The organism is Variovorax sp. GW821-FHT10B04, from assembly GCF_059415645.1.
This window is the reverse complement of sequence record NZ_JBWKNQ010000006.1, coordinates 136,536-149,526: the sequence shown is the minus strand read 5'-3', so window position 1 is coordinate 149,526 and position 12,991 is coordinate 136,536. Positions and strand designations below refer to the sequence as shown.

The following is a 12,991-nucleotide window of genomic DNA, read 5'->3' as shown; positions in this document are numbered from 1 at the left end:
TCTCAGGCCACGGCGAGCCCCAGCTGTGTCAGCACGTCCGGGCTGGCCTGGACCGCGCTGCGGCGGTGATAGAAGTCCAGCGCGCGCAGGCCGCCGAGTTCGGCACCGCCGCCGGCCCGGCCCGGCCCGCCGTGCAGCGACATCGGCATCACGTTGCCGTGGCCGGTCTGGGCCTTGGCGACGGCGGGCGTGATCACGTGGACCCGGCCGTGGCTGGCCGCGAGCTCGACCGCCGTCCGGCCCAGCGCCGCGTCGTCCGCGCCATACAGCGAGGTGACCAGCGAGCCCTGGCCGCGATGCGCGAGCGCCGCGGCATGGGCCAGGTCGCGGTAGGGCAGCAGCGTCGCCACCGGCCCGAAGACCTCCACGTCGTGCACCAGCGCCGCGCCGTCGGCGTCGCGCGTGCCGAGCAGCACCGGCGCCACGCAGCAGGCGATGGCCGGATCGGCATCGACCAGCGTCCGGCCTTGCGGGCCATTGCCGTCGTACAGCACGCCGGCCTCGCGCTGCAGCTGCGCAAGCCCCTCGCGCACGGCGGCGAGTTGCGCGCGGCTGACCAGCGAGCCCATGCGGACCGATTCGTTGCGCGGATTGCCGACCGTGATGCCCGCGAGCTTGGCGCCGATGGCCTCGGCCGCCGCGTCATAGACCGCCTCGGGCACGAGGACGCGGCGGATCGCCGTGCACTTCTGGCCCGACTTGACCGTCATCTCGCGCACCACCTCGCGCACCAGCAGGTCGAAGGCCTCGGTGCCCGGCGTGCCGTCGGGCAGCAGGATGGCCGAGTTCAGGCTGTCGGCCTCGATGTTGGCGCGCACTGACAGCCGGGCCACGGCCGGGTGCGAGCGGATCACCGCGCCGGTGTCGGCCGAGCCGGTGAACGACACGACGTCGAACGGGCGCAGCTGGTCCATCAGCCCGGCCGAGCTGCCGCAGATGACCGACAGCGCACCGCTCGGCAGCACGCCCGCGTCGACCACGTCGCGCACCATGCGCTGCGTGAGCCAGGCGGTCGAGGTGCCGGGCTTGACGATCACCGGCACGCCCGACAGCAGCGCCGGCGCCGCCTTCTCCCACAGGCCCCAGCTCGGGAAGTTGAAGGCGTTGATCAGCAGCGCCACGCCCTGCGTCGGCACCTGCAGATGCTGCGACTGGAACACCGGTTCCTTGCCGAGCTTGACGGCGTCGCCGTCGCGCAGCGCGCGCACGTCGCCGAGCGCGTCGCCCCATTTCGCGTACTGGCCGAGCGTGAAGATCGCGCCGTCGATGTCGACCGCCGAGTCGTTCCTGACCGTGCCGGAGTTGGCGGTCGCTATCTCGTAATACGTGTCGCGGTGGGTCTGCAGCACCTTCACGATGGCGCCGAGCAGGGCGGCGCGCTCGCGGTAGGTCAGGGCCTGGAGTGCGGTTCGGCCGGTTTCGCGGGCATGGCCGAAGGCGGCGGCCAGATCGAGGCCGGTGGCGTCGACGCGGACCAGCTCGGTGCCGAGCACCGGGTCGAACAGCGGCGTGCCGGCGCCGTTGCCGGCTTGCCAGCGGCCGGCCACGAAATTGGGGAGGAGTTCGGTCATGTGGAAGATGAGATGAAAGGCTGGCGACTGGCGGTCAGGCGCGGGTGAACTGGATCTGGCCTTCAGGCAGCAGATAGAGAACGAGTGCGCGGCCGGCGGCCACGGTGGGCCGGTGCGCGCTGCCCGGCGGGTAGACGCACCAGCCGGCGGGCCGCGTGTCGAAGGTGGCTTCGGAGGCGATCGGCATGATCAGGTCGATCTCGCCCTGCGGATGGACGTGGTGCGGACCGGCGATGTCCTGCATGTCGACCACGTCCACCGAGAATCGCCGGAGCGCGTCGTCGGCCTTGAAGACGCGTCCGTAGCGGATGCCGCCGCCTTCGCGCTCGCAGAGCCAGCCCTCGGCCACGCCCTCGACGCACGACTGCTTCAGCTGCTCGAACAGCGGCGATCCGGCGCCGTGGTGCTGGTTGAGCCACTGGTCGAGCTCGCCGTCGAGCGGCCGGCCGGCGATGTCCGCGGCGAGGCCGGCGAGCTGTTGGTGAAAGGATTCCTTGGACATCGCGGGACCGTTTGTTGCGTGGGTGAGAGACGAACAGAAGAGAAAGAGAAGAAGCTTGGTCGCCGCGCTTGCGGCATCGACTTGTCTGCAGTATCTTGCCTGTCGCGGACAATACGCATGCACTTTACGAGTGTCAAGCAATATAGTGCATCTTGGTGTTTTCCCTGAGGCCAGGCCTCGGGTGTGAGGGAACGGATATGAACGATCGAGCCGACGCCGCAGTGAGCGGCGCGGAGGTTGAGGAGAAGAACCCGCTGCTGTCGGCGCTGGGCGAACGCGTGCGCACCCTGCGCGCGCGGCGCGGGCTCACGCGCAAGACGCTGGCGCTGGCGGCCGACGTGTCGGAGCGGCACCTGGCCAACCTGGAATACGGCACCGGCAACGCGTCGATCCTGGTGCTGCAACAGGTGGCGACGGCGCTGCACTGCTCGCTGGCCGAGCTGCTGGGCGACGTCACGACCAGCTCGCCCGAGTGGCTGCTGATCCGCGAGATGCTGGAGCACCGCAACGAGGCCGAGCTGCGGCGCGCGCGCGTCGCGCTCGGCGAACTGCTGGACGCCTCGTCGAGCGATCCGGGTCGCCAGCGGCGCATCGCGCTGATCGGCCTGCGCGGCGCGGGCAAATCGACGCTCGGCCGCATGCTGGCCGACGACCTGGAGATGCCCTTCGTCGAGCTGAGCCGCGAGATCGAGAAGCACGCCGGCTGCAGCGTGCGCGAGATCCACGATCTCTACGGCACCAACGCCTACCGCCGCTACGAGCGGCGCGCGCTGGAGGAAACGGTGCAGATCTACGGCGACGTCGTGATCGCCACGCCGGGCGGCATCGTGTCCGACCCGGCCACCTTCAACGAACTGCTGGCGCACTGCACCACCGTCTGGCTGCAGGCCGCGCCGGAAGAGCACATGGGCCGTGTCGCGGCGCAGGGCGACACCCGCCCGATGGCCGAGAGCAAGGAGGCGATGGACGACCTGCGCCGCATCCTGGCCGGACGCACCGCTTTCTATTCGAAGGCCGACCTGTCGGTCGACACCGCGGGCGCCACGCTCGCCCAGAGTTTCCAGACGCTGCGCAGCGCCGTGCGCACGCGCCTCGGCGAGACCGTCTGAGCCGGCTGTAAAAAATCGAATCCGGGGGTTGACGCGTTTCAAGACATGCATGATGATGCATGTCAACGAGACGAGTTCAGCCAGAACAATGCAATATTGTTCTTCTACTTCAACAAGGAGACCCCGAACATGACTGAGACTGCCACCGCGCCGGCCACCGTCGACTACCGCACCGACCCCACGAAATACCGCCACTGGACGCTGAGCGTGGACGGCGCCGTCGCCCGCCTGTCGCTCGACATCGCCGAGGACGGCGGCATCCGTCCGGGCTACAAGCTCAAGCTCAACAGCTACGACCTCGGGGTCGACATCGAACTCAACGACGCGCTCAACCGCGTGCGCTTCGAACATCCGCAGGTCCGCTCGGTCATCGTGACCAGCGGCAAGGACCGCATCTTCTGTTCGGGCGCGAACATCTTCATGCTCGGCGTCTCGAGCCACCCGTGGAAGGTGAACTTCTGCAAGTTCACCAACGAGACGCGCAACGGCATCGAGGACACCTCGAAGCATTCGGGCATCAAGTTCCTCGCGGCCGTGAACGGTGCCTGCGCCGGCGGCGGCTACGAGCTGGCGCTGGCCTGCGACGAGATCTACCTGGTCGACGACCGATCGTCCGCCGTGTCGCTGCCCGAAGTGCCACTGCTCGGCGTGCTGCCCGGCACCGGCGGCCTGACGCGCGTGACCGACAAGCGCCGCGTGCGCCACGACCTCGCCGACATCTTCTGCACCAGCGTCGAAGGCGTGCGCGGCCAGCGCGCGGTCGACTGGCGCCTGGTCGATGCGGTGGTCAAGCCCGCGCAGTTCGCGGCGACCGTGCAGCAGCGCGCCGCCGAACTCGGCCAGCAAAGCGACCGCCCCGCGGACGCCAAGGGCGTGAGCCTGGCCAGGATCGAGCGCGAAGACAGCGCCAACGGCCTGCGCTACCGCCACGTGACGGTGGCGATCGACCGCGCCGCCCGCACCGCCACCTTCACCGTGCATGCGCCGGTCGGCGCGCAGCCGACCGACATCGCCGGCATCGAGGCCGCGGGCGCGGCGTGGTGGCCGCTGGCCATGGCGCGCGAACTGGACGACGCGATCCTCTCGATGCGCACCAACGAACTCGACACCGGCACCTGGCTGCTCAAGACGCAGGGCGATCCGGCCGCGGTGCTGGCGAACGATGCGCTGATGCAGGCGAACGAAGGCCACTGGTTCGTGCGCGAGACGCTCGGCATGCTGCGCCGCACGCTGGCGCGGCTGGACGTGTCGTCGCGCAGCCTGTTCGCGCTGGTCGACTCCGACTCCTGCTTTGCCGGCACGCTGGCCGAACTGGCCTTCGCGGCCGACCGCGCCTACATGCTGGCGCTGCCGGACGACCCGGAACACGCACCGCGCCTGAGCCTGAGCGCCTTCAACTTCGGCCCGCTGCCGATGGTCAACGGCCAGAGCCGGCTGGAACGCCGCTTCTATGAAGAAGAGGCGCCGCTGGCCGCCGCGCGCGCCAGCATCGGCACCGAGCTCGATGCCGACGAGGCACTGAAGCTGGGCCTCGTGACGGCCGCGCCGGACGACATCGACTGGGCCGACGAGATCCGCATCGCGATCGAAGAGCGCGCGGCCATGTCGCCCGACTCGCTGACCGGCCTCGAAGCGAACCTGCGCTTCGCGAGCAAGGAGAACATGAACACCCGCATCTTCGGCCGGCTCACCGCCTGGCAGAACTGGATCTTCAACCGGCCGAATGCGGTCGGCGAGAAGGGCGCGCTCAAGGTGTATGGCACCGGCGAAAAAGCCGGCTTCGACATGGGACGTGTCTAACCCCCAGGCTTGCGCACTTCGCGTCGCAACGCCAACCCCCTTGCAGGGGGCAGCACCAGCGGCCGGGCAAAGCCGGTTCCGCGGTGCTTCCCGAACAGAGCCCCTTCATACCTTGAGTACCCGCCAAAGAAAGAGCCAGCCATGAGCACCGTCAACTACAGCGAGAAGATCCCCAACAACGTCAACCTCGGCGAAGACCGCACGCTGCAGCGCGCGCTCGAAGGCTGGCAGCCCAACTTCATCAACTGGTGGGACGACGTCGGGCCGGACGGCTCGACCAATTACGACGTGTACCTGCGCACCGCGGTCAGCGTCGACCCGAGCGGCTGGGCGCAGTTCGGCCACGTGAAGATGCGCGACTACCGCTGGGGCATCTTCCTGAACCCGGGCGACGCCAACCGCGAGATCCACTTCGGCGACCACAAGGGCGAGAAGGCCTGGCAGGACATCCCCGGCGAGCACCGCGCCAACCTGCGCCGCATCATCGTGACGCAGGGCGACACCGAGCCCGCATCGGTCGAGCAGCAGCGCCACCTGGGGCTGACCGCGCCGTCGATGTACGACCTGCGCAACCTGTTCCAGATCAACGTCGAGGAAGGCCGCCACCTGTGGGCGATGGTCTACCTGCTGCACAAGCACTTCGGCCGTGACGGCCGCGAAGAAGCGGAAGCGCTGCTGCAGCGCACCTCGGGCGACGAGAACAACCCGCGCATCCTGGGTGCCTTCAACGAGAAGACGCCGGACTGGCTGGCCTTCTTCATGTTCACGTACTTCACCGACCGCGACGGCAAGTTCCAGCTGTCGGCGCTGGCCGAGAGCGCTTTCGACCCGCTGGCACGCACCACCAAGTTCATGCTGACCGAGGAAGCGCACCACATGTTCGTGGGCGAGAGCGGCGTGTCGCGCGTGCTGGCGCGCACGGCGCAGGTGATGAACGAGCTGAAGACCGACGATCCGCAGAAGGTGCGCGCGGCCGGCGCGATCGACCTGGGCACGGTGCAGCGCTACCTGAACTTCCACTACAGCGTGACCATCGACCTGTTCGGCGCCGACCAGTCGAGCAATGCCGCCACCTTCTACAGCTCGGGCCTGAAGGGCCGCTACGAGGAAGGCAAGCGCACCGACGACCACATCCTCAAGGGCCAGACCTACAAGGTGCTGGAGGTCCGCGACGGCCAGCTCGTCGAGAAGGACGTGCCGATGCTCAACGCACTGAACGAAGTGCTGCGCGACGACTTCATCAAGGACTCGGTGGCCGGTGTCGGCCGCTGGAACAAGGTGCTGGAGAAGGCCGGCATCCCGACGCGCCTGACCGTGCCGCACAAGGCCTTCAACCGCCAGATCGGCGCGCTGGCCGGCATCAAGATGTCGCCCGAAGGCCGCGTGGTGAACGAGGTCGAATGGGCCGCGAAGAAGAACGAGTGGCTGCCGACGCCGGAAGACTTCGCGTTCGTCGCGTCGCTGATGGGCCGCGTCGTCGACCCGGGCAAGTTCGCCGGCTGGATCGCGCCGCCGGTGATGGGCATCAACCGCCAGCCGGTGGATTTCGAATACGTCCGCTTCGGCTGAAGAACCAGGTACGCCTCCAGGCTGCGCGCACTGCGTGTCGCTTCGCCAACCCCCTTGCAGGGGGCGACACCAGCGGCCCGGCAAAGCCGGCGCCGCGGTGTCTCGCGAAGACGCTTGAGATGGCGGGGAGCATGAAAAAGGAGACACACGATGGAAATGGTTGTTGAAGTGGGGGTGATCAACCAGCACCTGATCGACCCCGAGATCTGCATCCGCTGCAACACCTGCGAGGCCACCTGTCCGGTCAATGCGATCACGCACGACGACCGCAACTACGTGGTCCGTGCCGACGTGTGCAACGGCTGCATGGCCTGCATCTCGCCGTGCCCGACGGGCTCGATCGACAACTGGCGAACCATGCCGCTGAAGCGCGCCTATTCGATCGACGAGCAACTGACCTGGGACGAGCTGCCGGCCGAACTCACGCCCGAGCAACTGGAGGCCGAAGGGCTGTCGAGCACCGACGCGCCGGCCCTGGGCGAGCCCGCCGCGGCGGCGCCGCAAGCGCCATCGGAGAAGGGCGAGCCGGTCTTCAACTCGGGCCAGTACGGCGCGACGATGCCGCCCTGGTCGGCCGCGCACGCCTACACCAACCTGCATCCGCCGAAGAAGCCGACGACGGCCACGGTGGTCGGCAATTTCAACTGCACCGAGGCTGGCTTCGACAGCCAGACGCACCACATCGTGCTGGACTTCGGCGCCATGCCGTTCCCGGTGCTCGAGGGCCAGTCGATCGGCATCGTTCCGCCGGGCACCGACGCCAAGGGCAAGCCGCACTTCGCGCGGCAGTACTCGATCGCGAGCCCGCGCAACGGCGAGCGGCCGGGCTACAACAACCTGTCGCTGACCGTGAAGCGCGTGACCGAAGACCACCAGGGCAAGCCGATGCGTGGCGTCGCGAGCAACTACGTGTGCGACCTGAAGGTGGGCGACACCGTGCAGGTGGTCGGGCCGTTCGGCGCGTCCTTCCTGATGCCGAACCATCCGAAGTCGCATGTCGTGATGATCTGCACCGGCACCGGCAGCGCACCGATGCGCGCGATGACCGAATGGCGCCGCCGCTTGCGCAAGAGCGGCAAGTTCGAAGGCGGCAAGCTGATGCTGTTCTTCGGCGCGCGCACCCAGCAGGAGCTGCCCTACTTCGGCCCGCTGCAGACGCTGCCCAAGGACTTCATCGACATCAACCTCGCGTTCTCGCGCACGCCCGGCCAGCCCAAGCGCTATGTGCAGCACGCCATGCGCGAGCGCGCGGCCGACCTGGCCGAGCTGCTCAAGGACCCTCAGGCACACTTCTACGTCTGCGGGCTCAAGAGCATGGAAGAAGGCGTGGTGCTGGCACTGCGCGACATCGCCATGGAGGCGGGCCTGGACTGGGATGCGGTCGGCCATGCGTTGCAGAAAGAGGGCCGGCTGCACCTGGAAACCTACTGATCCAAGGAGCGCCATGCCATCCCGTTTCGTCCCTGCCTGCCCGGCAACGCCCGCGTCCGCTGCCTCGCGAGGCGCCGCATGAAGTTCGCCGAATTCGAGGTGGGCCAGGTCATCGAGGCCGGCCCTTACCAGCTCACCGAGCAGGAGCTGCTCGCCTTCGCCACGGCCTACGACCCGCAGTGGTTCCACACCGACCCCGAAGCCGCTGCCACCGGGCCATTCGCCGGGCTGATCGCGAGCGGCTGGCACACCTGCGGCATCGCGATGCGGCTGGTGGCCGACAAGGCATTGGCCGGCTCCGAATCCTTTGCGTCGCCGGGCCTCAAGTACGTGAAGTGGCCGAACCCGGTGCGCCCCGGCGACACGCTGAACCTCAAGGCGACGGTGGTCGCCACGCGCCGATCGGAAAAGAAGAAATGGCTCGGCATCCTGGACTGGCGCTGGGAGCTCTTCAACCAGCACGGCGCGCCGGTGCTCGACCTGGAGGCAACCAGCCTGTTCAGGCTCGGCGAGCCGGCGGAACACAGCTAGCGGGGCCGTCGCCGCGCACGTTGCGCGAGCCACCGGACCGCGGTCGAGGTCCTATGATCCGGCCCATAAAGATATCGGAGACAAACGGTGAGCATCTGGCAGAAAGAGATATCCATCGAGATCCTGGAAGCGGCGCACAGCCGCTCGGCCACGACCACGCTCGGCATCGAGTTCGTGGAGGTGGGCGACGACTTCATCCGCGCCCGGGCGCCCGTGGACGCGCGCACGCGATGGGGAATCGGACAGGAGAGTGGCCTGCACAACGGCGTCAACGTCGTGCTGGCCGAGACGCTCGGCTCCTGCGGCGCCCACTACGCCACACCGGCCAACCTGCGCGCGGTCGGGCTCAGCATCAGCGCCAACCACCTGAAGAAGGCGACCTCGGGCTGGGTCACCGGCATCACCCGGCCGCTGCGCAACGACGACACCGGCCAGACCTGGCAGATCGACATCACCGACGACGACGGTGCGCTGGTGTGCGTGTCGAAGATCACGATGGCGTTGTTGAACGCGCGGTAGTGGGCGCGCGCGTCGCGCTTGTCGAGGCGCGCGATAGCTCAACAGGTCAGGCCGGCTGGACGCGGTCGAAATGGTCGTTCTTCAGGATGACGGTGACTGCGGACGCGGCGCACAACTGGCGGGTGGTCTGCTGCAATTCGATCGGTGCCAGTCCGCGCAAGGAGATTGCCGTGCGCTCCGATGCCGTGTAGATCACCGCATGGCCGTCGTCTTCGGACAGGAGCGTCACGTACACGGGCGCATCGCCCGGCACCGCGGCCCCGTCCATCAGCCGGCAGACGAGCGGGAGTGTCAGATCCGGATCGCTGAGCACGCCGTCAAGGGACTCGAGAAGTGCACGCACGCGATTGGGAACGCTGTGGATGCCGGCACTTTGCGCCAGTCCGTTCTGCTCGTCGCGTTGGAACAGGTAGTTGGCGACGCTGTTCGCATTGCGCGCGTTGCTTTCCGCTGTGTCGGGGATACCCTGAAGAAGCAATGCGATCCTGCCGCGAAGCGCCTTTGCATTGGCTGCGGAGAGATCGTGATCCGCCAACAATGCCGTGAAAAGGCAGTCGCCATCCTTGGGGCTCTCGCGCACGACGAGTCCGGCCGCCCCCAGCTCGCTTCGGACATCGACGACGTGGCTCCGCGGGACGTCGCCGAAGCCGGCTTGCAGAGATGCCAATGATGCGGCGGCCGAGGCCGACGCCTCAACTTGTGTTGCGGTCGCGGTGCCACCGGACGTCGCCGCGAACCGTACCGGTTCGGCCATCGGGCGCAGTGCTTCATACACCTGCAGAAATTCGTCGAAATCCCTCGGCATGCCGGGCAGCGTCGGCGCGGTGTTCGAGGCGGTCGGCACCGTTGTCTCGGTGGTGGTCACGCTGGCGGAAACGGCAGCGGACGGCGTGCTGGACTGGAGACGCTTCTGTTTGATCGGCGCAGGCGTGTTCCCGATATCAGAGTTGGACAGGGGGCGTCTTTTTTGTTTCTTTGGTGGCGCACTCGTCTCGTATGACTCATCAGCCAGCCAGTCCCGAAGAAGGAGGTAAAGCTCGACGGCCTTTTTTCCATAGAAAGGAAATTTTCCCTTGCAGATCGATTTTTCGTAATGTTCCGAGAACAACTTCCATTGGGGTAGTGAGTCCCCCTTCTGCAGTTTGAAATGCTTGATAGTGCCTTCCAGTTGCTTCTGCACGTGTCTGGGCTCGAACTTCAATCCAAGAGCGGGCTTTTGCTGGAGGATTTCCGAGGAATATTTTTTCAATATGGCGGCCAACTCGCTCGTTCCAATCTGGATGCCTTTCGTTGCTGCCAGGTGATTGCGGATCGCGGTAGGAGAGACAAATTTCGCAGCGGGACCTGCATAGAAGAATCCAATACTCTTCGTGCGGACGAGATTTTTTATCTCCTCCTCTGCGGAAGTCTCCTGCTTTGAGCGGTTTTCAAGGAAGGCTTCAATGCAATCGGCGGCCATGTATTTGTCGGGCCACAGCCGATTGATTTCGGCTGCAATTCGGCCATGGCTCAAGAATACGAAAAAAGGAAAACTTTTGTGCAGGTGCCTGAGTATGTCCGGAACTGCATCCTGCTTCCATCGATCCTTTTTCCATTGCTTGTTCAATGCCATTTCCGTCAGATCCCTGGGTCTGAGGTCGCTCAGCGCCAAAGTCACGCGTTGTGCAGATGCCCCGGACTCTCTACATAGCAGGTCGATCAATCTCGGCTTATTGAACGCCAAACCAGCTGCATCTCGAACATGGTAATCTTCAAGATCACCATTCAATTGCATCTCAAGAAGCTTTTCAAAGACAAGGTCGTCGCATGCCGATTGGCGCAAAGTCCGTTTTCGACTTCTGGTCGTGGTTGCCAGTTTGTTGGTCGGTTCACCTTCCGAGTTGTCGGTAGTGGGTCTTCTTGCACTGCCGCAAAGAATGCCGGGATTTATTTTCCACAACCCGTTTTTCGATTCCAGCAAGAGCCGTCGCGTGCACCAATGATCCCATACGTTGTGAAGGCTGACACGACTTTTCTTCGGCTTCATCCGTGCAATGACCTCAAGGCCCTGCTCGAGGGTGAATCCCTTGGGATAATCATCCCGCATGATCTTGCACCAACCCTTCTCTGAATCAGTTTTTGCGCTGCTCGAAGTCAATTTGCCGCGGAACAATTCCGTCGACTCGCTTTTCAAGGAAACGTCGATCAGCAGGCTGGGATGTTCACCCGTCATGCAATACCAGCTGCCCCTTCTTTCGATGCCGGCCACCCACTTTGTGATCACACGCAATTTCTTCTCGGATAGTGTGATCCCCATGCCTGTCAAGAGGGCGGACAATTCCGAAAAATGCACCGGAAATCCTTTGTCTCTCCAGCTCGCAATGTAGCCAACGATTGCGGGCGCATTGGAGAGAATTGCTGACTCCAGCTCTTCTGCTGCGCGAATGTTCCGTGCGACGGGCGCGCATCGCACTATGGGTGCGCGATGATCAACGGGATTCTTGTCAGACGGTAATTCGGTCTCGCTGGCAATTGTTCTGTCTTTTGTTGCTAGCGCAAGATATTGGTGCACAAGGTCGAGGTTGTTGCCCAAAGCCGTAAGCGTTTGCCTGCCGATCCCCATGTCTGTAGCGACCTGCGTATACAGTAGAGAAAAACTCTCTCGGGTTACGGTACCCGAGGATTGCTGCGAAAAAGCATCGAGCAGGCCTTTTTTGAAGCGGTCGAGATCAGGGCAATACCTGAGATAGATGTCCGGGCGGACGAGCATGAGCCATCCAGCCAGCCTTCGAGGCGCGACATGCTTGCCGACCTTGGCAAGTTCCGTGCGAAGTTCCTTCCGTGCGCCTTGGGGCTGCATACCACGCGGCAACCGCCGTGCCGCATCCTCCAAATTCTCCAAGGTACCTGGTACGAGTTCAGCAGTGTTCGATGGACATTGTTGTTGAACATGGCTCATTTGGAGCGTCAGATCGTTCACGAGGATTTTCAACAATTTGAGCCTGGCGCGCACGTAGTCCATCAAGCAGGCATGAGCAGCTTTCAATGAAGGAAGATTTGCATTTCCTTCCAGAAAATTGGTGTGCACGTCATCGAAGGATGGCTTTGAATTACTCTCGTCCCAGTTGGAAGACCCCATAGGACTTCTGTCGGTGATGCGTGATACGAAGGCGTTCAATTGGCCCGCCTTTCTCTCGCTTTCCGCCTTTTGTGCTCGAAGCACGTGCGCGTCAAGCGCTTGCCGTGCTCTCTCCAGTTGCTCTGTTTGAGTGAGTAACGGAATGGAGAAATCCCGGTGGAGTAACCGATGCCAGCATGCATCGAGCAGTTTCATTTCCCGTTGAACAAAGCGGTAGACAGTATCAACGCTCAGGCCACTGGCAGCGGAGTCAGGCAACTGACCACGGCTGATCTCCTCAATGTCCATGTCGTCAGAAGAGTCCAGCTCGAGCACGCCTGTCTCTTCGTTGGACGATGCGGTGCGCCGCATCATTTCCGCATATGCCTTCTTCAACTCTTCCAAGGCGGCGTCGAGGTCGCTCGGCAAATCCTCGGGTCCATCGAATTGCGAGATATCGCTACCGCTTGCACCAGTGGGTACATTGCCGAGCAGGTGGCCGAGTGAATTGGATCGCAGGTCGACCGGCGCGTCATTTCCTGCACCATCCCTCGCGGCAGATGAGCCGTCGGTCGGCTCTTGTTGCAACTCCTTCAGAAAGGCCGATGACGCGGAAGATGCGCCTGCGCAAGAAGAAGGGGAGCGAGATGGTGACGTCATAAGGGGCAAAGTGAAAGCGGTTGGACTGCAAGTTCATTCTTGAAGCCGCGACATTCGTACCGTCTTCGTCATCCGAAGTGAGTGGCACTCGTGCGAAGCGCTTGGCGCTGGCACAGAGGGCCGTCGATGCACTCCCGCAATCGACGCGCTGGCCGATCCGATCCCGACATGCCGGCGCTCGGCCCGCCACCACTTCGGCTAA

9 protein-coding genes are annotated in these 12,991 nt (G+C 64.7%); 6 read left to right on the top strand and 3 right to left on the bottom strand.

Translation table 11 applies throughout. The features are described 5' to 3' along the window. Positions 1 to 2: 2 nt before the first annotated feature. Together AC07PZ_RS16905 and AC07PZ_RS16900 are read right to left on the bottom strand one after the other, a co-directional pair. On the bottom strand, positions 3 to 1,571 hold the full coding sequence (locus AC07PZ_RS16905; protein ID WP_495296276.1) for a 3,4-dehydroadipyl-CoA semialdehyde dehydrogenase: 1,569 nt from the start codon (positions 1,569 to 1,571) through the stop codon (positions 3 to 5). 34 nt (positions 1,572 to 1,605) lie between these two features. Continuing rightward, positions 1,606 to 2,073, bottom strand: coding sequence for a 4-hydroxylaminobenzoate lyase (locus AC07PZ_RS16900; RefSeq protein ID WP_495296275.1), 468 nt, complete (start codon positions 2,071 to 2,073; stop codon positions 1,606 to 1,608). Positions 2,074 to 2,270: 197 nt separating this feature from the next. Between AC07PZ_RS16900 and AC07PZ_RS16895 the strand changes: the two genes are divergently transcribed. From AC07PZ_RS16895 to AC07PZ_RS16870, 6 genes are all read left to right on the top strand, one after another. Beyond that, positions 2,271 to 3,182, top strand: coding sequence for a helix-turn-helix transcriptional regulator (locus AC07PZ_RS16895; protein ID WP_495296274.1), 912 nt, complete (start codon positions 2,271 to 2,273; stop codon positions 3,180 to 3,182). A gap of 129 nt (positions 3,183 to 3,311) precedes the next feature. After that, a complete protein-coding gene (boxC, locus tag AC07PZ_RS16890; RefSeq protein WP_495296273.1) occupies positions 3,312 to 4,982 on the top strand; it encodes a 2,3-epoxybenzoyl-CoA dihydrolase in 1,671 nt (556 codons plus the stop codon). 141 nt (positions 4,983 to 5,123) lie between these two features. Further along, entirely contained in the window at positions 5,124 to 6,551 is a 1,428-nt protein-coding gene (boxB, locus tag AC07PZ_RS16885) for a benzoyl-CoA 2,3-epoxidase subunit BoxB (protein ID WP_495296272.1), read from the top strand. A gap of 150 nt (positions 6,552 to 6,701) precedes the next feature. After that, a complete protein-coding gene (boxA, locus tag AC07PZ_RS16880; RefSeq protein ID WP_495296271.1) occupies positions 6,702 to 7,982 on the top strand; it encodes a benzoyl-CoA 2,3-epoxidase subunit BoxA in 1,281 nt (426 codons plus the stop codon). 78 nt (positions 7,983 to 8,060) lie between these two features. Beyond that, the gene (locus AC07PZ_RS16875; protein ID WP_495296270.1) at positions 8,061 to 8,513 is read left to right on the top strand and encodes a MaoC family dehydratase; all 453 of its coding nucleotides are present in this window, start codon (positions 8,061 to 8,063) and stop codon (positions 8,511 to 8,513) included. Positions 8,514 to 8,600: 87 nt separating this feature from the next. After that, positions 8,601 to 9,032, top strand: a complete 432-nt coding sequence (locus AC07PZ_RS16870) for a hotdog fold thioesterase (protein WP_495296269.1) — start codon at positions 8,601 to 8,603, stop codon at positions 9,030 to 9,032. Positions 9,033 to 9,078: 46 nt separating this feature from the next. On the opposite strand, the gene AC07PZ_RS16865 is transcribed toward AC07PZ_RS16870, so the two are convergent. Continuing rightward, entirely contained in the window at positions 9,079 to 12,789 is a 3,711-nt protein-coding gene (locus AC07PZ_RS16865) for a hypothetical protein (RefSeq protein WP_495296268.1), read from the bottom strand. Positions 12,790 to 12,991 lie beyond the last annotated feature (202 nt).

Coding starts and splice junctions, on each gene's coding strand:
- AC07PZ_RS16905 (WP_495296276.1), bottom strand. CDS start 1,571: ATGACCGAACTCCTCCCCAATTTCGTGGCCGGCCGCTGGCAAGCCGGC.
- AC07PZ_RS16900 (WP_495296275.1), bottom strand. CDS start 2,073: ATGTCCAAGGAATCCTTTCACCAACAGCTCGCCGGCCTCGCCGCGGAC.
- AC07PZ_RS16895 (WP_495296274.1), top strand. CDS start 2,271: ATGAACGATCGAGCCGACGCCGCAGTGAGCGGCGCGGAGGTTGAGGAG.
- boxC (WP_495296273.1), top strand. CDS start 3,312: ATGACTGAGACTGCCACCGCGCCGGCCACCGTCGACTACCGCACCGAC.
- boxB (WP_495296272.1), top strand. CDS start 5,124: ATGAGCACCGTCAACTACAGCGAGAAGATCCCCAACAACGTCAACCTC.
- boxA (WP_495296271.1), top strand. CDS start 6,702: ATGGAAATGGTTGTTGAAGTGGGGGTGATCAACCAGCACCTGATCGAC.
- AC07PZ_RS16875 (WP_495296270.1), top strand. CDS start 8,061: ATGAAGTTCGCCGAATTCGAGGTGGGCCAGGTCATCGAGGCCGGCCCT.
- AC07PZ_RS16865 (WP_495296268.1), bottom strand. CDS start 12,789: ATGACGTCACCATCTCGCTCCCCTTCTTCTTGCGCAGGCGCATCTTCC.